The following is a 20,725-nucleotide window of genomic DNA, read 5'->3' on the forward strand; positions in this document are numbered from 1 at the left end:
GAAACGGGCGCGGCTTAGCTGCGCAGGGCGAGCAGGGTGTCGAACAGGGTCGAGGCCGTGTCGATCAGGCGTGCGGCGGCGCGGTACTGTTCCTGGAACTGCTGCAGATTGATGTATTCTTCGTCCAGATTGACGCCGGACACGGCCTGCTGCGCCGAAAAATTCTGGGAGATCAAGGATTCCTGGGCTTTCTGGGCCGTGGTATTGGCCTGCGTCTTGACCGCCACGTTGTTGACCAGTTTGGAATAGCCTTCGTTCAGGCCCATGGAGCCATTGGCCAGGACTTTCTTGGAACGCAGGGCGGCCAGTTCGAGGGCGTTGTCGCCGTTGGCGGTGCCGGCGCCCACGCCCGGGGAAGCCTCCCCGGCCGCGGCGACCTTGTCGGGATCGGTGATCGCCACCGTCATGGCGGCCGCCGCGTTGCGCGTGGGCTGGATCAGCCAGCTGTCACCCGCCGCCGGGGTCATGCCCGCCGTGTCGATTTCCAGGCCGTCGAAGCTCAGGGTCGTGCCCGCCGCCGTGGGCGTCACGGCCGTGCCTTCGGGCACCCGCGTGATCGTGTAGTTCGTGCCGTCGAACTGGATCCGGTAGTCCTGGTTGGTGATCTTGGACAGATCCCCGGGCACGTAGGTGGCGGCCGGCGTGCCCGCCGCCGCGCTGTTGTTCTCGTTGCCGATGACCTTGGGCGTGCCCACGGTGAAGAAATCGCCGCCCAGGGTGCCGGACAGGTCGTAGCCCTGGGCATGCTGCTCGTTGATGGCGACCGAGATCCCCAGGGCGATGCGCCCCAGGTCGTTCTGGGTCGAGTCGAGGACGTCGGTACGGAAGGTCAGCAGGCCGCCCAGCTTGCCGCCGGTGATCAGCGTATCGCTCATCTCGACGGGGATGGTCGTGCCGCCCGGGCCCGGGACGGTGAAGCTGACGGCGGTGCGCGACGGGTCGGCCTTGGAAGGATGCGTTTCGAGATGGAAGACGGAATCCCCCCCCAGCACCGTCTGGCCATTGCCGACGGTGATGTTGACCCGGTCTTCCTGCACGTAGGTCTTGATGTCGATGAGCTGGCCCAGTTCGGACACGAGCTGGTCGCGTTGATCGAGCAGGTCGTTGGGCGGCTGGCTCGGATTGGTGGCCTTGGCCGTGGTGATCTGGCGGTTCAGGTCCTGGATGCGGTCCAGGTAGCTGTTGATCTGGCTGACGGTGGTGTCGATCTGGGTATTGACGTTGATCCGCTGATTGTCGATGAAGGCATTGGCATCCCGCAGCTGGGCCGCCAGGCTGTTGGCCTGGCCGATGAGCTCCTGGCGGGCGGCCACGTCGGCGGGAGCCGAGGCCACCGCGTCCAGGCTGTCGAAGAATTTCTGGATGGCCGGGGAAATGCCCACCGTGCGGTCGGCCACCAGATTGTTGATCTGGCTGATCTGGTCGCCATAGGCCTTGAGGGCGGCGCCGCGCATCAGCGAAGTGGCGAGCTGGTTCTGCAGGAAATTGTCGTAGGAACGCTGCACGCTGACGGCCTGCACGCCCCGGCCGATCCAGCCGGCGGAAGTCGACATGGCGCCCGCCGTCTCCGACAGGACGGTCTGGCGGCTGTAGCCGGCGGTCGCGGCGTTGTTGATGTTGTGCCCGGCCGTCTGCAGACGGTTTTGCGCGACCAGGAGGCCCGCCTTGCCGAGATTCTCCAGATTCATATGCTGCAATCCTATCGGTTGCGGTGCGCGCCGGAGGGGCGTGCACCGGAATTCTTCCCTGATGATAACGGCAGGCGCGCACGGAAATTTAGGTCCGGCGCGCTTAGGTCCGGCGCGCGGGGGCCGCGCCCTCAGCGGGCGTTGAAATACCCCATGATGGAAATCAGCTTGTCGGCATAGCCCGGGTCGGTGGCGTAGCCGGCTTCCTGGATGCGCCGGGCGGCGGCCTCCGCGGAAGGGGCGGTGGCGACCTTGCCGTAGCGCTCGCTGCCGCCGATCAGTTCGGCATAGTCCTGGAAGGACTCGGCATAGGAGCCGTAGGCCCGGAAAGGCTGCGACAGGCGGCGCGCCACGCCGTCCTCGTCATATTCGGTGGTCGTCACGTGGACCACTTCGCCGCGCCAGCCGCCGCCGGCCTTGATGCCGAACAGGTTGTGGCTGCTGCGGCCGTCGGGGCGCAGGATCTCGCGCTCGCCCCAGCCCGATTCCAGCGCCGCCTGGCTGAGGATCAGCCTGGCCGGCACGCCGCTGCGCCGGGACGCCAGTTCCGCGGCGCCGGCCATGCGGTCCACGAAGGCGCGGATGTGTTCCGGCGCGCCCTGAATGGCGCCGCCGATCCGGTCGCCCGCGCCGCGCCGCGCCAGGCGGTCGATCAGGCCTTCGATGGAATCGGCCATCTCGCGCCGGCCCTCGCCGATGCGCGACTGCAGGCCCGGCAGGCGCGAGCGGGCCGCCTCGGGCGGATCGCCCGAGGCACCGGCCGACGACTTCAGCACCCCGCCCCGCATCTGCGCCATCAGCGCGTCGGCCAGGCCCAGGCCGGGGTCGGCCATGGCCAGCGCGGCCTGCTCGTCGCCCAGGCTCTGGGCCATGCGCGTCGCCTCGGAGTCGAACAGGGACGGCATCTGCGCCGACTGCTGGCGCGCCTGCTTGAGCATCATCTGGATGAAGATCGCCTCGAACTGGCGCGCGACCTCGCGCTGCGGGTCCTGCGCGGCATCCCCCCCGGCCCGCACGCTCTGCTTCAGGGCATTCAGGCCGCTGAAGTCCAGCGCCGACGGCGTGGCGTCGGAACCGGGCAGCGGCATGTGCGAAACGAATCCCATGGCCGGCCTCAGATCACTTCCAGGTCGGCGCGCAGGGCGCCGGCGCTCTTCAGGTTCTGCAGGATGGACAGCAGGTCCTGCGGCGTGGCGCCCAGGGCGTTGAGCGCCCGCACCACGTCGGCCAGGTTGGCGCTGGTGGTGACGCGCTGGATGGCGCCGCCCTCGCTGCGCATTTCGATCTGGGTGTTCTGCGTCACCACGGTCTCGCCGCCGCCGAAGGGCGTGGTCGGCTGGCTGACCTGCTGCTGCGGGCTGATGGTGACCGACAGGTTGCCGTAGGCGATGGCGGCCTCGTCGATGGTGACGGTGCGGTTCATCACCACCGAGCCGGTGCGGGCGTTGACGACCACCCGGGCGCGGGCGGGCGGCAGGCCGACCTGGAGGTTTTCCACCTGGGACAGGAAGGCGAGCTGGGCCTTGGGATCGGCGGGCGCGCGCAGTTCGATGGTGCGGCCGTTCAGGGCGGTCGCCGTCTGCGCGCCGAACTTGCGGTTGAGCGCCGCCACGACGTTCTGGGCGATGCCGAAATCGCTGCTGTTCAGCTCCAGGCGCACCATGCCGTTCTGGGCGTAGGTCGTGGGCACGCCGCGCTCGACGATGGCGCCGTCCGGGATGGTGCCGCCGTTCAATTGATTGACCTGCACGCTGGCGCCGCCCTGGGACGCGCCGGCACCGCCGACCAGCAGATTGCCCTGGGCCAGGGCGTAGACCTGGCCGTTGGCGCCCTTGAGCGGCGTCATCAGCAGCGTGCCGCCGCGCAGGCTCTTGGCGTTGCCCATGGACGACACCACCACGTCCAGGCTCTGGCCCGGCTGGGCGAAGGCGGGCAGGCGCGCGGTCACCATGACTGCGGCGACGTTCTTCACCTGCATGTTGGTGCCCTGGGGCACGGTCACGCCCAGCTGGGACAGCATGTTGGTCAGGCTCTGCTGGGTGAAGGGCGTCTGGCGCACCTGGTCGCCGCTGCCGTCCAGGCCGACCACCAGGCCGTAGCCGATCAGCTGGTTTTCGCGCACTCCGGTGAACGACGCCAGATCCTTGATGCGCTCGGCGGCCTGCACGGCGCCCGGGAGCGCCAGCGCCCCCAGGCACAGGGCCAGGGCGCCGGCGGCCAGGCGGCGCGAAAGGAAGGAAAGCGGAATCAGCGATGCGGCCATGACGTCAGAACGGAGCGATGTTGAGGAAGAAGCGCTGCAGCCAGCCCATGGTCTGGACTTCGTCCATCACGCCCTTGCTGCGGTATTCGATGCGGGCGTCGGCCACCTGGGTCGAGGCCACCGTGCCGCTGCCGGTGATCGAGCGGGGGTCCACCACGCCCGAGAAGCGCACGTATTCGCTGCCCCGGTTGATGGCGATCTGCTTTTCCCCGGCGATCTGCAGATTGCCGTTGGGCAGCACCCCGATGACCGTGGTGGTGAGCGTGCCCGTGAACAGATTGGTGGCGCTGCTGGACCCCTTGCCCTCGGACTTGTTGCCGCTGTCGGTTTCGAAGTTCTGCTTGGCCCCCAGGTCGGTGGGCAGGATCGCCGGCGCCAGGCCGATGGTCATGCTGGAACTGCCGCTGCGGTCGGTGGACGTGCCGACCGTCTTGGCGGCATTGGTCTTTTCCTGGATCACGATCGTGACGATGTCGCCCACGTTGCGCGGCCGGCGGTCCTCGAACAGGGGATAGTTGCCGTAGGCGGTGGGCTGGTAGATGGAGCCGTTGGCTTCCGCCGCGGGCGCCGCCGGCGGCGGGGGCGGCGCGGTCAGCGGCCCCGTGACGATCGGCTCGGGCGGCACCAGCGCGCACCCGGACAAGACCAGCGCCAGCACTGCCGCACACGCGCCCGCCGCACCCCGCAATCCCTTCATGGACATCCTGGTTACATCTGGGTCAGGCGGGCGAGCATCTGGTCGGACGTCTGCACTGCCTTGCTGTTCATCTCGAAGGCACGCTGGGTGGTGATCATGTTCACCAGTTCCTCGGCCACGTTGACGTTGGACGTTTCGACGTAGTTCTGCAGCAGCACGCCCGCGCCGTCCAGGCCGGGCTGCAGCACGTTGGCCGGCCCCGAGGCATCCGTCTCGGCGTACAGGTTCTCGCCCAGGCTCTGCAGGCCGGTCGGATTGATGAACGTGGACAGCTGCAGCTGGCCGACCTCGACGTTGGTGCCGGTCGCGCCCGGCTGGGTCACGGACACCGTGCCGTCGCGCGCGATCGTGATGGTGAGCGCGTTGTCGGGGATGTTGATGCCCGGCTGGATGGGATAGCCGCCTGCCGTCACCAGCATGCCGTTCTGGTCGCGCTGGATGCTGCCGTCGCGCGTGTAGGCGAAGGTGCCGTCGGGCAGTTCCACCTGCAGGAAGCCGTTGCCCTGGACGGCCACGTCCAGCGCATTGCCGGTTTCCTTCAGGTTGCCCTGGGTGTGGATGCGCTCGGTGGCCACGGTGCGCGCGCCGGTGCCCAGCTGCAGGCCGGAGGGCAGCTGGTTGGCCGCGCCGACGCTGGCGCCGGGCTGGCGGATCGTCTGGTACATCAGGTCCTCGAACACGGCGCGGCTGCGCTTGAAGCCCGTGGTGTTGACGTTGGCCAGGTTGTTGGAAATCACGTCCATGCTGGTCTGCTGGGTTTCCAGACCGGTCTTGGCGATCCACAGGGAACGTATCATGTCTCTGGGTCCTGTTTCGGGGGCGCCGGGCTCAGCCCGCCGCCGAAAGAATCGAATTGCCGCGTTCCGCGTTGGTGCTGGCGTTCTTGATCACCTGCATCTGCTGCTCGAACTGGCGGGCGTTGGAAATCATGGCCACCATCATGGCGGCCGGATTGACGTTGCTTTTCTCGACGAAGCCCGGCGCGATCTTGACTTCCGGGGCGGCCTGGGCGGGCTGGCCCCCCGCCAGGCGGAACAGGCCGTCGTCGCCGCGCACCAGCTGGTCCTGGGGCGGATTGACCAGTTTCAGCTGCGCCAGCAGCTGGATGTCGCGCGGATTGTCGCCGGCGCCCAGGGCGCTGATCTGGCCGTCCGTGGCGAAGGTCACGCTGCCGCGCTCGGGGATCTCGATGGGGCCGCCGTCGTTGGACAGCACCGGCAGGCCGGTGTGCGTGACCAGCTGGTTCCGGTCATTGACGGCGAACTCGCCCGCGCGGGTATAGGCCTCGCCCTGCGGGGTCTGCACGGCGAACCAGCCGTCGCCGGCGATGGCCGCGTCCAGGGCATGGCCGGTCTCGGCCATGGTGCCCTGGCGGAAATGGCTGCCCGGGGTGGACGCCACGGTACTGACCCGGGTGGGCAGCTCGCCCGCCTGGGGCACCACCGGCACGGAGCGGTAGATCGCCATCTGCTCGCGGAAGCCGGCCGTGGCCACGTTGGCCATGTTGTTGGCGATGACCGACTGCTGCTCCAGGATGCGGGCCGCGCCGTTGGAGGCGGTGTAGAGGATGCGATCCATGCCGGGCTACCGCGGTCAGCGCATGGCCATCAGGGTCTGGAGCACCTGATCCTGCGTCTTGATCGTCTGGGCGTTGGCCTGGTAGGTGCGCTGGGCGATGATCAGGTTGACCAGTTCCTGGCTCATGTCCACGTTGGATTCCTCGACCGCCTGCCCCTTGACGCTCGCCAGCCCGTTGCTGCCCGGCGTGCCCATGATGGCCTGCCCCGAGGAGGCGGTCTCGACCCAGGCGTTGCCGCCCACCGACTGCAGCCCCTGCAGATTGTTGAAGTCCGCCATGGCCACGAAGCCGGTGGTCTTCTTGGCGCCATTGGTGTAGTTGGCCACCACGGCGCCGTCGGTCCCGATCGACAGGCTGGCGAATTCGCCCGAGGCATAGCCGTCCTGCACGAAATTGGTGGTATAGCCGCCGGAGAATTGCGTCGAATCGTCGTAGCTGACGGTGACGTTGAGCGCCGCGGCACCGCCCGCCGCCGGCAAGGCGATCGTCCCGGTGGGTGCCGCCGGCGTCGTCACCAGCCGGCCCGCCGTGTCGAAAGTCAGGTTGGCCGAGCCGACATTGCTGGTCGTGCCCGTCGCCGGATCGGTATATTGATAAGTGACGGTCCAGGCATTCGTCCCGGTGCGCTGGTACACCTGATCGACCCGGTGCGCCTTGCCCAGGGAGTCGTACACCGTGACCGGCGTCGAGGTGGAAAAGGTGGTGGGATCGGTCAGGTCGGGGGCGGGAACCGGGGAGAGGATGTCCGCATCCGCATCGAGGTTGAGCTTGTTCTTGACGGTTTCCGTGAACTTGGGCTCGATGTTGCCCACCGGCACGGTCAGGCCGACCAGGCCGCCGCCCATGATCGGGCGCGGCGGCGTCACGCTGTTGTCGACGTTGAACCCCATCAGCTGGTTGCCCTGGGCATTGACGATGCGGTTTTCCTTGTCGCGCGTGAACTGCCCGTTGCGGGTGTAGAACGTGGTGCCGTCCGTCGGGGACGTGATGACGAACAGCCCGCGGGTGCCGTCGATGGCGATGTCGAGCTCGTTGCCCGAAACGGACAGGACCCCCGTCGTGAAGCGCTGCGTGACCCCGGCCATCTGGACCCCCAGGCCGACGCGCGAACTGGCATAGATATCGGCGAAGGCGGTGGACGCTGCCTTGAAGCCGACCGTCTTGGCGTTGGAGATGTTGTTGCCGATGACGTCCAGATCCTGCGAGGCGGTGTTCAAGCCGCTGAGACCTTGTCCGAAACCCATGGTTGACCTCTTTCAGTGCGTAGTGCGTTGATTCGTGGAAACGGCGGCGCCGTGCGGCCGCCGTCCGGATTACATGACCTGCCGGACGTCCAGCAGGGAAATCTTTTCGCCCAGGGCCAGATTCAGCCGCAGGCCCTCGGCGGTGTAGGCGACGCTGCCGATGTGGCCGGAGGTGAGCGCCTCGGCCGAGACCGGCTGGCCGTTGGCGTCGGACGCCGCCACCTGGACGGTGTAGGCGCCGTCCGGCACGGCGACGCCCGCGGCGTCCAGGCCGTCCCAGCTCAGGGGATAGATGCCGGCGTCCTGCGCACCGAATTCGTAGATGCGCACGGCCTTGCCGGTGGCGTCCAGGATGGAGACCGTGGTCTTGGCGGCGCCGGACATCAGGTCGATGCCGAAAGGCGTGGCGATCTTGGCGCCCGTGTCCGGATCGCTGCCCAGGGAGATCTTCTCGCCCGGATACAGGATGTCCTTGCCGATCAGGCCGGCGGCCTGCAGCGACTGCGACATGTCCATCTGGCCCGAGAGGGCCAGCAGGGTGTTGTTCAGGCTCTGGATGCCGTTGACCATGGACAGCTGCGCGATCTGCGTGGTGACCTCGGCGTTGTCCATGGGATTCAGGGGGTCCTGGTTCTGCAGCTGCGTGACCAGCAGGGTCAGGAAGCGGTCCTGGGTGTCGCCCAGCAGGCTGCTGGACTGCGCATTGGCCAGCGTGGAAGCGGTGCTCGTGCCGTAGACATCGTTGACGGTGGTCATGGCGGGACTCCTTATTGACCCAGGGTGAGGGTCTTGGCCATCAGCGATTTGGCCGTGTTGATGACTTCCACGTTGGCCTGGTAGGAACGCGAAGCGGAAATCATGTTGACGGTCTCGGCGACGACATCGACGTTGGGCAGGGTGACGTAGCCCTTGGCGTCCGCCAGGGGGTTGCCGGGATCGTACTGGATGCGCGGGGGCGCGTTGCTTTCGAGGACCGAGGCGACCTGCACGCCGCCGACGGCCTCGGAGCGGGCCGAGGGCGTCATCTGGAACACGACCTGGCGGGCCCGGTAGGGCTGGCCGTCGGGGCCCGCGGCGCTGTCGGCGTTGGCGATGTTGCTGGCCGACACGTTCATGCGCTGGGATTGGGCCGACAGCGCCGAACCGGCGATCTGGAAGATGCTGAAGGTGGACATGGCGGTTTCCGTGGCGCGGCCGGTTATTGCTGGATCGCGGCCAGCAGGGATTTGATGCGCCCGTTCAGCACCTGCAGGTCGGTCTGGTAGCGCAGGGTGTTGTCCGCGAACTGCACGCGCTCGACGTCCATCTCGACCGTGTTGCCGTCCAGGCTGGGCTGGGTGGGCACGCGGTAGAGTTCTTCGGCGGGGCCGCTGGTGTGGGCGCTGGCCGGGATGTGGCGCGCCGAGGTCAGCGTCAGGGACGTGTCCGGCAGGCGCGGCAGGCCTCCCTCGCCCATCGCGTCGCGCAGGGTGGCGTTGAAATCGACGTCGCGCGCCTTGTAGTTGGGCGTGTCGGCGTTGGCGATGTTGGACGCCAGGATTTCCTGGCGTTGCTGACGCAGGGCCAGGGCTTTCTGGTAGAACTCGAAGTCCTTGCCGATTCGATCGATCATGGCTTTACACTGAAACGGATGAGCAGTGTGCGCCGCCACCGTGCACCAAATGATCCCCCGACCATTCGCGGTTTTCTCGCACGCCATCATAGTACGGTCCCCGTCAGGGGGATAAACGCCAAAACAAGGCGGGGATTGAAGCCCTATTCGTCCGATGCGGGCCGGACACCGGCCTGCGCACGGCGGCCCCGGGCGGCCCGCGGCCCCCGAAGCCCGGCGCTGCGGGTTCGAACCCGCCGGCGAGACACTACAATGGGGCGATGCGCGCATCCCGATTCCTGCCGTCCCTGCTGCTGGCCGCCGTGCTGCCGGGGCCGGCGCACGCCCAGGCGGCCCGCCCCGCCCTGCAGGACCCGGCGGCCGTCGTTGCCCAGGTCGAGACCCTGCTGCAGGACCGGGCGGCGGACTGGCCGGGCCGCGCCGTCATCCACGTGGACGCCCCCCGCATCGTGAACCAGCCGGCCTGCGAGCGGATGGAGGCCTTCCTGTCCGGCTCGGGCCTGCAGCCGCGCACGCCCGTCGGGGTGCGCTGCCTGGCACCGCAGCCCTGGACGATCTACGTGCAGGCCAGCGTCCAGATCCTGGGCACCTATTTCGTCGCCAACCGCCTGATCCGGCGCGACGAGGTCCTGAGCCTGGACGACCTGGACACTCGCGAAGGCGACCTGCTGCGCAACCGCCGGCTGATCGGCGATCCGGCCCACATCGTGGGCTGGATCGCCACGCGCCGCATCCGGGCCGGCGGGCCGATCGAATCGGGCGCCCTGCGCGACCCGAACGCCATCGAACGCGGCCAGCAAGTCCGCACCATCGCGCGCGGCGTCGGCTTCGTCGCCACCGGCGAGGGCCAGGCGCTGGAATCGGGCGGCCCCGGCGCCCGGATCCAGGTCCGCACCCCGGGGGGACAGATCATCACCGGCACGGTGATCGACGCCCACACGGTCCAGGTTATGATGTAGCGACGGGGAACCCTAAAGAATCCGCCCGGCCCGCCGTTACGAGGGATGCACCAATGATCCTTCCCACCCAACCCGGAGACGAGTCTTGAAAATCAATTCCACTTCGTCCAACCCCCTGCTGAACGGGGTGGCCGGGGGAACGCGCAACGACACGGCCTCCCCTGCCGCGCCGAGCGCGGCTGCCGGTAGCCGCACGGCGGTCGATCTCAGTCCGGCCGCCCGCCATCTGGCCGCCCTGAACGACAGCGACGCCGACGTCCAGGCCGAGCGCGTCCAGCAGATCCGCGACGCGCTGGCCTCCGGCGAACTGAAGATCGACCCCAGCCGGATCGCCGACGGCCTGCTGGCCAGCGTCCGCGACCTCCTCAAATGAGCCTGGCGGACGACCTGCTGCAATGCGTCCAGGCCCAGTCGGGCCTGCTGGACGAATTCATCCAGACGCTGGAAGCAGAATCCGCCACCTTGCTGGACACCCCCACGAACCTCGCCCTGGCCGAACTGGCCCAGCGCAAGAACGACTACGCCGAACGCCTGGGCCGGCTGGACGGGGAACGCGCCCGGCTGCTGGGCGAACTGGACCAGGCGGACGACGCCGGCGGCATCGACGCCGTCTGCGCCGTCCACCCCGAACTGCGCCCAGCCTTCGACGCGCTGTTCGAGCGCGCCGACCGGGCCAGCCGCCTGAACCAGGACAACGGCCAGCTCCTGCGCACCTTCATGGAACACAACCAGCGCGCGCTGGACACCCTGCATTCCCTGGTCAACCAGGACCTGTACGACGCCCGCGGGCGCCTGCCCCGCCGTTAGTTTCGCCGCCGGGCCGCCCCAAGGCGAAAAGCGCCCCATCGGGAAGCAGCAAGAAGCCGCAGGCTGCGCAGCGTGGGGGGCCCTCTTTTCGCCGTCGGGCCGCCCCAAGGCGAAAAGCGCCCCCTCGGGGGGCAGCAAGCAGCCGCAGGCTGTGCAGCGTGGGGGCCCTCAGTCCGCCAGCAGTTCTTTCAGCGCATACAGCTTGAGCAGCCCGGCGTGGGCATGGCGCGGCGCGAGCCGGTCGGCGCCCAGCATGCGGGCGGCGACCCGGGCCGCCGGCGCCAGGGCCGGATCCTGGGCCAGACGCCAGGCCGCCAGCCCCATCTGGGCGACGAACACGGCCCGGTCCACCAGCGGTTCGCGGCCGGCTTCGGCCAGCAGCGGCGCGGCCTGCCGCCAGGCTGCCTGGCATTCCTGGCGCAGGATCAGGGCGCGGGCGATCCGGCCCGGATCGGGGTCCACCGCCATCCCGGCCACGGCGTGCCAGACTTTCAGCAGGCGCCCATCCCGGGGATCCACCGCCCGCAGGCTGAAGACCCGCACCGGCAGCGCGGGCTCGCCGCGGACGCGCAGTTCGGCCTCGCCCAGCGCGGCCCACCAGGCCGGCCGGGCGTCTTCCAGGCCCGCCGCCGACAGCAGGGGCCAGAACGTCTGCGCATCCAGCGGCTGATACATCAGGGACTGGACGGCGGCCGACAGGACACCGGGCTCGTCGTCGAGGAAGACCCGGGCGCGCGGGCTGCAGGCGGCCAGCCAGCGGCGCTCGCGGGCGCTCAAGGCGCGCAGCAGGGCCTGGCTGCCGCCGTCGAACACGTGCAGGACCGCAGAGGGCGCATCCTCGGTTTCGGTTTCGATCTGCGCCAGCAGCGCATCGGCGGCCGAAGGCGCCGGAATCCGCCCGCCGCGCTGCGCTTCCGGCCTGCCGCCCCCCGGGAGGACACCTTTCGCCTGGAGACGGTCCGACGGGAGGAACCAGGCCCCCTGCGGCGTATGCCAGCCGTCCGCCAGGCCGATCTGCTGGGTGGCCGCGGCCAGCGGCCGGCCCTGGCCGTCGAACCAGGCGGCCCCCGACCAGGCGCCGCGCCGGCCCTGCCAGTCCAGGGACTGGCGCGCATGCACGACCAGGGCCGGCTGGGTTTCGTCCAGGCCGCCGTGGGCGACCCGGCGCAGATGCTCGATGGCCTCGGCGGCCGGCGGCAGGCCGCCCGCCGCCCGGCTGCGCCACAGGTCGTAGGCTTCGGACAGCACCGGATCCTCGTCCTGCAGGGTCACGGCGGCCCGCAGCTGGTCCATGCCCAGCGCATCGCCGCTCGCCGAGCCGGTCAGCAGCTGCGGCAGCAGGATCTGCTGGCGGCGGCGTTCGGCGGCGGCATCGGGGCTGTCGGCCGGCTGCGTCATGGACAGCAGTGCCGCCAGGTCGGCCTCGGACGGCGCGTACAGGGCGCGGTTGGCCTGGATCGGCGCGAGCGCCCGGTCCACCAGCTCGGCTGCCGGCAGGAACAGCAGGTTTTCCGGGACCTTCTGGCCGTTGGATACGTAATGGATCGGCAGCTTGTAGCGGATCGCGGTGTCCAGCGCCGCGCCCAGGCGCGAGGCTTCGTCGATCTTGGAGACGATGCAGCCGCGCAGCGGCGTGCCGCCGTCGCCGGCATAGGACCGGGCGACCTCGTCCAGGGTGTCGCCATGGCTGACGGCGTTGAGCACCAGCAGGCGCTCGATCCTGCGGCCGGCGCCCGCCAGCAGGGCGGCCTGCTCGTGGATGTAGCGGTCGCGCTGGCTGATGCCGACATTGTCGATCAGCAGGGTCTGGTCCGGGCGCACCGTCTGCACGATGCGGCGCATTTCGTGGATGTCCTGCACGACGTGCACCGGCACGCGCAGCATCTGGCCGTAGATTTTCAGCTGCTCGTGGGCGCCGATCCGGTAGGTGTCGGTCGTCAGCAGCACCAGGCTGCCGGGCCCGCTGCGGCGCACGCAGCGGGCGGCGAGTTTGGCCACCGTGGTGGTCTTGCCCACCCCGGTGGGGCCGACCAGCGCCAGCGCCAGACCGGGCTGCCAGAGGGCGTCCTCGGCTTCCAGCACCGGCAGATGGCGGACCAGTTCGTTGCGCGCCCACTGGAAGGCGGCCCGGGCGCCGGCCTGTTCCGGCATGTGCTTGAGCATGGCCCGCAGCAGGGCCGTGCTGAAGCCGAAGCGCAGCAGGTTCTGGAACAGCGTGACCGCCTGCGGCGAGCGGCGCAGCTGGCTGCCCCACAGCAGTTCGTCGATGCGGGTTTCCAGGGAGCCCTTGAGCTCGCCGATGGCGCCCATCAGGTCCGCGCCCGGCATGCCGGGCGCAGGCCCCGCGGCGGCATGCGGCGCCGGGGACGGGGGCGCGGCGGCGGGCCGGGGCGCCGCGGGCGCCGCCGGGCGGGCGGGGGCGGCGGACGGACCGGCGTCCGGCAGGGACGTCTGGTCGGTGGCGAGGATCTCCACCCCGCCGTTGACCCGCTTGTTGGAGATGATCAGGGCATCGGGCCCCAGCGCGAGGCGCACCTGGCGCAGGACCTCGCGGTTGGTGGCACCGAAGAAACGACTGATGTTCACGCAGGACTCCCGCCGACGACTGCAGTGACCCGAATGATACGCTCTTCAGGGATCTCGGCGCTGGAGAGCACCGCCATGTGCGGCAGGTGATGGCGCAGGAAGCGCGACAGCGAAGCGCGCAGCACCGGCGGCACCACCAGCACGGGGGCGTCGCCCCGGTCCTCCTGTCCCTGGACGATGCGCTCGACGTCGCCCAGCAGGTTTTCCGCCAGGCCGGGCTCCAGGGCGCCGCTGCTGCCCAGGGCCTGCGTCAGCACGCGCTCCAGGCGGGCGTCCAGGCCGATGACGCGCAGTTCGGTCTCGCTCGCGAACCAGTGCTGGACGATGGCCCGGCCCAGGGCGACCCGGACCTGCGCCAGCAGTTCGTCGGGATTCGGCCCGGTGCCGGCCGGATTGAGGGCGGCCAGGCGCGGGGCGTATTCCGTGATGGTCTCGAGGATGCTGCGCATGTCGCGGATGGGGACGTCCTCGTCGAGCAGGCTGCGCAGCAGGTTCTGCAGCTGCGGCAGGGAAAGGGTCTTGGGCACCAGGTCCTCGACCAGCTTGGGCACGTCGCGGGCGACGTGGTCGAGCAGCTGCTGGGTTTCCTGGCGGCCCAGCAGGCGCGAGCCGTAGCGGTGCATCAGGTGGTTCAGGTGGGTGGCGACCACCGTGGCGGTATCGACCACGGTGTAGCCCGCGATCTGCGCCTGTTCGCGCAAGGCCGGGTCGATCCAGAACGCCGGCAGGCCGAAGGCCGGGTCCTTGGTGGGCGTGCCCTGGACCGGGCCCGTCACCCCGCCCGGGTCGATGGCCAGCCACTGCCCGGTCTGGGCCACGCCGCGGCCGATCTCCACGCCGAACAGCAGGATGCGGTAGTCCGTGGGCTTGATTTCGAGGTTGTCGCGGATGTGCACGACCGGCGGCAGGAAGCCCATTTCCTGGGCGAATTTCTTGCGCAGGCTGCGGATGCGGTGCAGCAGCTCGCCGTTCTGCTGGTGGTCCACCAGCGAGATCAGGCGGTAGCCGACTTCCAGCCCGAGCGGATCGACGGGGGCCACGTCGTCCCAGCTCGCCTCGGCGGCGGCGGCCACGGCGGCCGCCTGCTCGTGGCCCGGATCGGCGGCGGCCGCCTGGAGGTCGCGCTGCTGGCGCTGCAGCAGCAGCCAGCCGCTGCCGCCGATGATGGCCGCCAGCAGCAGGAAGGCGACGTGCGGCATGTTGGGGATCAGGCCCATCAGCGTCAGGATCCCGGAAGTGATGAACATCACGTTGGGATTGGAGAACAGCTGGCCGATCATCTGCTGGCCCACGTCCCGGTCGTCGGCCACGCGCGAGACCACCACGCCGGCCGCGGTGGAGATCACCAGCGCCGGGATCTGCGCCACCAGGCCGTCGCCGATGGTGAGCAGGGTGTAGACGGTGCCCGCGTCGGAGGCCGACAGGCCGTGCTGGACCATGCCGACGATCAGGCCGCCGATGATGTTGATCACCATGATCAGCAGGCCGGCCACGGCGTCGCCGCGCACGAACTTGCTGGCGCCGTCCATGGCGCCGTAGAACTCGGCCTCCTGGGAGACCTCGGCGCGGCGCTTGCGGGCCTCGTCCTCGCCGATCAGGCCGGCGTTCAGGTCGGCGTCGATGGCCATCTGCTTGCCGGGCATGGCGTCCAGGGTGAAGCGCGCGCCGACTTCGGCGATGCGGCCCGCGCCCTTGGTGATGACGGTGAAATTGATGATCACCAGGATGATGAACACGATGATGCCGACGGCGAAGTTGCCGCCCACCAGGAAGTGGCCGAAGGCCTCGATCACCTGCCCGGCGGCATCCGGGCCCTTGTGGCCGTTGAGCAGCACCACCCGGGTGGAGGCGACGTTCAGCGACAGGCGCAGCAGCGTGGCGAACAGCAGCACCGAGGGAAAGGCGGCGAAGTCCAGCGGCTTGCGCGTGAACATGGCCACCAGCAGGATCATCACCGAGAGGGAAATGTTGAAGGTGAACAGCAGGTCCAGGATGAAGGGCGGCAGCGGCAGGATCATCATGGCGAGCACCATGAGGATCAGCACGGGCCCCGCCAACAGGCGGGCATGCCCGGAGCCTTGGGTCTTGAGAAAATCCAGGAAGCTGTTCATGAGGCGGGGACTGGCACCGGTTCAGGGCCGTGTTGCGGATCGAGTTCGGGCGGCACGCGCAGGTCCCGCGGCGCCTGCGGCAGTGTACCCGAGCCGTGCTGCCAGTTGCGCACCTGATAGACCCAGGCCAGCACTTCGGCCACAGTGGCGTACAGGGCGACGGGGATTTCCCGGTCGAGTTCGACGTGATGATACAGGGCGCGCGCCAGCGGCGGGGCCTCCAGCAGGGCGACGCCGTGCCGGTCGGCGATCTCGCGGATCTGCGCGGCGATCAGGCGGGTGCCCTTGGCCACGACCACGGGCGCCCCGCCCTGCCCTTCGCGGTAGCGCAGGGCCACGGCGTAATGGGTCGGGTTGGTGACGACCACGTCGGCCTCGGGCACGGCGCTCATCATGCGCCGCCGCGCCATGGCGCGCTGCTGCGAGCGGATGCGGCCCTTCACGTGGGGATCGCCGTCGCTGTCCTTGTGCTCCTGCTTGACATCGTCCTTGGACATGCGCAGCTGCTTGGCATGGTTCCAGATCTGCCAGGGCACGTCGATCAGGACGATGATGATGAGCGACGAGGCGATCAGCAGGCAGCACAGGGCGGTCAGGTCCAGCCCGCGCGCCAGGGCCTCGGTGGGCGCCATGCGCGAGAGGGCCAGCATGTCGTCGCGGTAGGCCCAGATGACCTTGACGCCGACGAAGCCGACCAGCCCCGCCTTGGCCAGCGTCTTGACCAGCTCGATGAGGGTCTGCGCGGCGAACAGGCGCTTGATCCCCGCCAGCGGGTTGAGCCGCTCGAATTTGGGCTCCAGGGCCTTGCCCGACAGCAGGAAGCCGCCCAGCGCCACCGAGGAAAAGATGCCGACCACCAGCAGCAGGGCCATGAACGGCAGCACGATCATCAGCCCGTGCCAGGCGGAGTCGCCGGCCACGTTGAGCATGACCTGGGGATCGCGCGCGATCCGGGTGTCGAACCACAGGCCGTTGAGCAGGATGCCGCGCAGCGTGCGGAAGATCGCATCGCCGCCGAGCCACAGGGCGCCGATGCCGCAGATCAGGGCCAGGAAGGTGCCCAGCTCGCGCGAGCGCGCAACCTGGCCTTCCTCGCGCGCCTTCTGGAGGCGCCGGGGAGTCGCTGGTTCTGTTTTTTCGAGATCGCTATCCTGGGCCATGCTCAGCCGACGACAATACGGACAGCCTGGATTGTAGTGTCCAGGCAGCCGGGGCGAAGCACGGATAAAAGCGCATTAGGCGCGGCAATTCAAGGGCTTGCAAGCCGGGCGGCGGCGGCGGGGGCGGCCGCCGGGGACAGGGCCTGCTCGAACTGCAGGTAATCCAGGCCGATGCGCACGGCCCCCCAGCGCGCGCCGTCCAGGTCCAGGGGCAGGGAGACGTCGGTGATGATTTCCCCGGTGTCGCGCATGTAGGTCTGGCACAGCACCCCGCCCCGGTTGCCGATCGCGCCGCGGCTGATCTGGTCGTCGAACAGGCGCTTGTCGCGCGAGTGCAGGGTGTCGTGCGCGACGTCGCCGGTGGGCGGGCGGGAATAGCGGCGGTTGTGCGTGGGCGCATAGCCGTTCATGTCCACCAGGATCGCGTAGTAGCCGTGCGGCACCTGCTCCAGCACCCCGTCCAGGATGCCCTGCAGGGTCTGGTCGATGGCCTGGTCGTAGGCCACGTGGTAGCGCGGCGGCCGGCTGCCGGGGATCTGGCGGTAGGCCTTGTCGAAGACGTCCAGGCCGTCGGCGCGGGCCTGGCGCAGCAGCGCGGCGCAGCGGTCGCGCAGCTGGCCGAGGCGGGCCGCCAGGTCGTCGAAGGGGGTGGCGCCGGTGCGCCAGGCCGCCAGCATTTCCTGCAGGCTCTCGGTCTGGGTGCGCACGCCATGCACCTGCTCGCGCATGGACTGCATGCGCTGGCGCAGGATGGCGCTGTGGTCGGCGATGCGGCCGATGGAGCGGCTCATGTCCTGGTTGGTCTGGTTGACCTGGGCGACGTGGTCGGCCACGCCGTCGAGCTGGGCGCCGACGCCGCCCAGTTCGCGCACCAGGGCGTCGAACTGCCCGGCGAACTCGTCCACCAGGCGGTCGGAAGCGCGCATGTCGGCATGGATGGACTGGCTCTGCTGTTCGGTGTCGGACACCAGGCCGAGGATTTCGCCGGTGTGCTGGACGATGTCGCCGGTGGCCGCGTTGACGCGCTCGGCCAGCTTGCCGACCTCGCTGGCGACCACGGCGAAGCCCCGGCCGGCCTCGCCGGCGCGGGCGGCCTCGACCCCCGCGTTCAGGGCCAGCAGGTGGGTCTGGAGGGCGATGTCCTTGATCAGGCGGCTGGTGTCCTCGACCGAGCGCGCCCGGTGGCTGAGCTGGGCGATGACCTCGGCGAAGGACTGCATCTGGGTCGTGACCCGGGCCACCCGGCGGTGCAGGTCGGCCAGCTGTTCCTGGGTGGAGCGCAGGCCGCCGAGCTGCTGGCGGAACACGCCGGCGGCGCCCGCCACGATGTCGTTGGTCTGCTGCGAGAGGCTGGCGATCTGGGTGCCCTGGGCCGACAGGCTCTCGGCCTCGCGGGCCTGTTCGTCGGCCATGGTCTCGCAGGCCTCGGTGTGCGCCTGCAGGCGGGCGGCGTTGATGGCGATGCGGATGCTGGACTGGCGCATGACCACGAAGCGCTCGCGCAGGGCCCCCAGGAAGCGCCCGACCGGCAGGGCGAGGGGGCTGAGGGTCCAGGCCCGGTCGTTCAGGGTGGCCCGACCGTGGCGCAATTGCCGGATCAGGCGCCCCAGCCCCAGGTATCTTCCGCGTGCAGTGGACATGTTGCCTCCGTGTGAAGAAGGCCGATGCCGGCCGTGAACCCCGGAGCCTCGCCGCTCCCTCCGGATCGGCTCATATTGAGTTTCAGACCTTACACGGGACTTACATTTCTCCCCGATGTCACATTGTCCAGGGAAAACCCCAGGCGGGGGGCGACAGTCCGCGGAGGACCGTCGCCGCGTGTTCAGAATCCAAGGCTGGCCAGGAGGTCGTCGACCTGATCCTGGTTGGTGACCACGTCGCTCTTGCCCGCGGCGTTGACCACCGGGCCGTTGAGCAGCGTCTTGGTCTCCTCGCGCTTTTCCTGGGGCACGTTGTCGATCAGCACCTGGACCAGCTCGGTCTCGATGGCGCCGATCACGCCCAGCATCTTCATGATCACCTGGCCGGTCAGGTCCTGGAAGTCCTGGGCCATGATGATTTCCATCACGTTGTTCTGCGAAGCCTGGGTCTTCTCGGGGACGTCCTTCAGGAAGGCCCGGGTGTCGTCCACCAGCGAGCGCGCCTGGTCCAGCTCGACCGGGTGGTCGAACCAGTCCTGCCAGCGGGCGTCCAGGGCCTTGGCGTCGCGCTGCATCGCTTCCTGCCAGGGCTGGATCTGCTCGGCGGCGTTGAGCACCCGGTTGGCGGCCTGCTCGGTCATCTGGGCCACGTAGTGCAGCCGGTCGCGCGCGTCGGGAATGGCGTGGGCGGCGTCCTTGATGGCCTGGTCCAGGCCCAGCTCGCGCATGCTCACGCGCAGCGTGCGGGTGAGCTGCGCGATGCGCTGGATCAGGTCCATGGAAGGTTCCGCGAAATCCCGTTGACCGGAAGATTGATCCGTCGTCATGATGCGCCTCCGATCAGAGTTTTTCAAATATCTTGTTCAGCTTTTCTTCCAGGGTCGCAGCCGTGAAGGGCTTGACCACGTAGCCGTTGGCACCGGCCTGGGCCGCCGCGATGATGTTTTCCTTCTTGGCCTCGGCCGTGACCATCAGCACGGGCAGGCTGGCCAGATTGGGATCGGCGCGGATGTTCTGCAGCATGGTCAGACCGTCCATGTTGGGCATGTTCCAGTCCGACACCACGAACTCGAAGCCGCCGTTGCGCAATTTTTCCAGCGCCTGGGCGCCGTCCTCGGCCTCGTCGACGTTCTCGAACCCCAGGTCCTTGAGCAGGTTCTTGACGATCCGGCGCATGGTGGGAAAGTCGTCGACGACCAGGATTTTCATCGTTTTCTGTACCACGGATCACTCTCCAATCAATAAAAAAAGCAGGGTATTCGGGTACCCGATGCCACTGTTCAAGTCCGTCAAACGCGGTGCCCGAAGGAGCCGGCGCTTTTCAGGATACGTTCGCTGAGTTCGTCCAGCGGGACGGCCTCCTCGGCGGCGCCGATCAGCAGCGCCTCGCGCGGCATGCCGAAGACGACGCAGCTCGCCTCGTCCTGGGCGAAGGTGCGCGCGCCCGCCTGGCGCATCGCCAGCAGCCCCTGGGCGCCGTCCTTGCCCATGCCGGTCAGGATGACGCCGATGGCGTTCTTGCCGGCCACCTGGGCGGCCGACTGGAACAGCACGTCCACGGACGGCCGATGGCGGTTGACGGGCTCGCTGTATTCCAGCTTGACCACGTAATTGGCCCCCGAGCGGGCGAGCTTCATGTGGGCCACGCCGCCCGGCGCGAGGTAGACGTGGCCGGGCAGCACGCGCTGGCCGTCCTCGGCCTCGTGGACCTGCACGGCGCATAGGCCGTCCAGGCGCTGCACGAAGGACTTGGTGAAGCCGGCCGGCATGTGCTGCGTGATCATGATCGCCGGGCTGTTGGCCGGCAGGGGTTCGAGCACGTGGCGGATGGCCTCGGTGCCGCCCGTGGACGAACCGATCATGACGAGCTTTTCGGTGGTGGAGAAATTGCCCGACAGGCGCTGCCGCGGCGCCTCGCCGCCCGGCTGGGCCGTGCGCGGGCGCAGCCGGGCATGGGCGGCGGCGCGGATCTTGTCGGCGATCATGTCGCCGTAGTCCAGCAGGCCGTCGCGCAGGCCGAGCTTGGGCTTGGTGACGAAATCGACCGCGCCCAGCTCCAGCGCCCGGATGGTGACTTCGGAATTGCGCTCGGTCAGCGAGGACACCATCACCACCGGCATGGGCCGCAGGCGCATGAGCCGCTCCAGGAAGTCCAGGCCGTCCATGCGCGGCATCTCGACGTCCAGGGTCAGCACGTCGGGATTGTGCTGCTTGATGAGCTCGCGCGCGATCAGGGGATCGGGCGCGGTGGCGACGACCTCCAGGTCGGGGTGGGCATTGATGATTTCCGTCATCAGACTGCGCACCAGGGCGGAATCGTCGACGCACAGCACGCGGATTTTCTTGTTGACGGCCATTTTTCAGCAGGACTCCCCCGGA

General features: G+C 69.1%; 20 protein-coding genes. 3 read left to right on the forward strand and 17 right to left on the reverse strand.

Annotation, left to right across the window (positions count from 1 at the left end; genetic code table 11):
• Positions 1–14 precede the first annotated feature (14 nt).
• The 10 genes from flgK to flgB form a co-directional block, all read right to left on the reverse strand.
• Complete coding sequence (flgK, locus tag HNR28_RS02080) at positions 15–1,688, reverse strand: flagellar hook-associated protein FlgK (protein WP_043683133.1); 1,674 nt, start codon at positions 1,686–1,688, stop codon at positions 15–17.
• Positions 1,689–1,819: 131 nt separating this feature from the next.
• Entirely contained in the window at positions 1,820–2,794 is a 975-nt protein-coding gene (flgJ, locus tag HNR28_RS02085) for a flagellar assembly peptidoglycan hydrolase FlgJ (RefSeq protein WP_151024982.1), read from the reverse strand.
• Between the two features lie 8 nt (positions 2,795–2,802).
• Positions 2,803–3,951, reverse strand: a complete 1,149-nt coding sequence (locus HNR28_RS02090) for a flagellar basal body P-ring protein FlgI (protein ID WP_043683139.1) — start codon at positions 3,949–3,951, stop codon at positions 2,803–2,805.
• Positions 3,952–3,955: 4 nt separating this feature from the next.
• Positions 3,956–4,648, reverse strand: a complete 693-nt coding sequence (locus tag HNR28_RS02095) for a flagellar basal body L-ring protein FlgH (RefSeq protein WP_148304952.1) — start codon at positions 4,646–4,648, stop codon at positions 3,956–3,958.
• 11 nt (positions 4,649–4,659) lie between these two features.
• Positions 4,660–5,445 (reverse strand): flagellar basal-body rod protein FlgG, encoded by a 786-nt coding sequence (flgG, locus tag HNR28_RS02100; RefSeq protein ID WP_043683145.1) that lies wholly within the window; start codon positions 5,443–5,445, stop codon positions 4,660–4,662.
• A gap of 31 nt (positions 5,446–5,476) precedes the next feature.
• The gene (gene flgF / locus HNR28_RS02105) at positions 5,477–6,226 is read right to left on the reverse strand and encodes a flagellar basal-body rod protein FlgF (RefSeq protein ID WP_043683148.1); all 750 of its coding nucleotides are present in this window, start codon (positions 6,224–6,226) and stop codon (positions 5,477–5,479) included.
• Positions 6,227–6,241: 15 nt separating this feature from the next.
• Positions 6,242–7,471: a flagellar hook protein FlgE gene (gene flgE / locus HNR28_RS02110; protein ID WP_043683150.1), complete on the reverse strand. Its 1,230-nt coding sequence runs from the start codon at positions 7,469–7,471 to the stop codon at positions 6,242–6,244.
• A gap of 69 nt (positions 7,472–7,540) precedes the next feature.
• Positions 7,541–8,227 (reverse strand): flagellar hook capping FlgD N-terminal domain-containing protein, encoded by a 687-nt coding sequence (locus HNR28_RS02115; RefSeq protein ID WP_043683152.1) that lies wholly within the window; start codon positions 8,225–8,227, stop codon positions 7,541–7,543.
• A gap of 11 nt (positions 8,228–8,238) precedes the next feature.
• Positions 8,239–8,646 carry a flagellar basal body rod protein FlgC gene (gene flgC / locus HNR28_RS02120; protein ID WP_043683153.1) on the reverse strand — a complete coding sequence of 136 codons (408 nt, stop codon included), beginning with the start codon at positions 8,644–8,646 and terminating at the stop codon, positions 8,239–8,241.
• A 23-nt stretch (positions 8,647–8,669) separates the two neighbouring features.
• On the reverse strand, positions 8,670–9,083 hold the full coding sequence (gene flgB / locus HNR28_RS02125; protein ID WP_043683156.1) for a flagellar basal body rod protein FlgB: 414 nt from the start codon (positions 9,081–9,083) through the stop codon (positions 8,670–8,672).
• A gap of 260 nt (positions 9,084–9,343) precedes the next feature.
• Here flgB and flgA point away from each other — a divergent pair, with 260 nt between their 5' ends.
• The 3 genes from flgA to HNR28_RS02140 all read left to right on the forward strand — a co-directional run bounded on the left by flgA (position 9,344) and on the right by HNR28_RS02140 (position 10,849).
• Positions 9,344–10,042 carry a flagellar basal body P-ring formation chaperone FlgA gene (gene flgA, locus HNR28_RS02130; protein WP_043683160.1) on the forward strand — a complete coding sequence of 233 codons (699 nt, stop codon included), beginning with the start codon at positions 9,344–9,346 and terminating at the stop codon, positions 10,040–10,042.
• An 85-nt stretch (positions 10,043–10,127) separates the two neighbouring features.
• A complete protein-coding gene (flgM, locus tag HNR28_RS02135) occupies positions 10,128–10,415 on the forward strand; it encodes a flagellar biosynthesis anti-sigma factor FlgM (RefSeq protein WP_043683163.1) in 288 nt (95 codons plus the stop codon).
• Positions 10,412–10,849, forward strand: a complete 438-nt coding sequence (locus HNR28_RS02140) for a flagella synthesis protein FlgN (protein WP_043683166.1) — start codon at positions 10,412–10,414, stop codon at positions 10,847–10,849. Before flgM ends, HNR28_RS02140 begins: the two co-directional genes overlap by 4 nt.
• Before the next feature lie 168 nt (positions 10,850–11,017).
• On the opposite strand, the gene flhF is transcribed toward HNR28_RS02140, so the two are convergent.
• The 7 genes from flhF to HNR28_RS02175 all read right to left on the reverse strand — a co-directional run bounded on the left by flhF (position 11,018) and on the right by HNR28_RS02175 (position 20,703).
• Positions 11,018–13,435 carry a flagellar biosynthesis protein FlhF gene (flhF, locus tag HNR28_RS02145; RefSeq protein WP_184142482.1) on the reverse strand — a complete coding sequence of 806 codons (2,418 nt, stop codon included), beginning with the start codon at positions 13,433–13,435 and terminating at the stop codon, positions 11,018–11,020.
• Entirely contained in the window at positions 13,432–15,546 is a 2,115-nt protein-coding gene (gene flhA, locus HNR28_RS02150; RefSeq protein WP_043683172.1) for a flagellar biosynthesis protein FlhA, read from the reverse strand. Before flhA ends, flhF begins: the two co-directional genes overlap by 4 nt.
• A complete protein-coding gene (gene flhB / locus HNR28_RS02155) occupies positions 15,543–16,706 on the reverse strand; it encodes a flagellar biosynthesis protein FlhB (RefSeq protein ID WP_043683175.1) in 1,164 nt (387 codons plus the stop codon). The genes flhA and flhB overlap by 4 nt, the downstream gene beginning before the upstream one ends.
• Positions 16,707–16,795: 89 nt before the next feature.
• On the reverse strand, positions 16,796–18,346 hold the full coding sequence (locus HNR28_RS02160; RefSeq protein ID WP_052355814.1) for a methyl-accepting chemotaxis protein: 1,551 nt from the start codon (positions 18,344–18,346) through the stop codon (positions 16,796–16,798).
• A 182-nt stretch (positions 18,347–18,528) separates the two neighbouring features.
• The gene (cheZ, locus tag HNR28_RS02165; RefSeq protein WP_043683177.1) at positions 18,529–19,173 is read right to left on the reverse strand and encodes a protein phosphatase CheZ; all 645 of its coding nucleotides are present in this window, start codon (positions 19,171–19,173) and stop codon (positions 18,529–18,531) included.
• Positions 19,174–19,186: 13 nt separating this feature from the next.
• Complete coding sequence (gene cheY, locus HNR28_RS02170; RefSeq protein ID WP_043683179.1) at positions 19,187–19,570, reverse strand: chemotaxis response regulator CheY; 384 nt, start codon at positions 19,568–19,570, stop codon at positions 19,187–19,189.
• Between the two features lie 65 nt (positions 19,571–19,635).
• Positions 19,636–20,703 carry a protein-glutamate methylesterase/protein-glutamine glutaminase gene (locus HNR28_RS02175; RefSeq protein ID WP_043683180.1) on the reverse strand — a complete coding sequence of 356 codons (1,068 nt, stop codon included), beginning with the start codon at positions 20,701–20,703 and terminating at the stop codon, positions 19,636–19,638.
• Positions 20,704–20,725: the final 22 nt, after the last annotated feature.

Origin of the sequence: Castellaniella defragrans, from assembly GCF_014203015.1 — a bacterium.
GTDB classification, from domain to species: Bacteria; Pseudomonadota; Gammaproteobacteria; order Burkholderiales; family Burkholderiaceae_B; genus Castellaniella; species Castellaniella defragrans.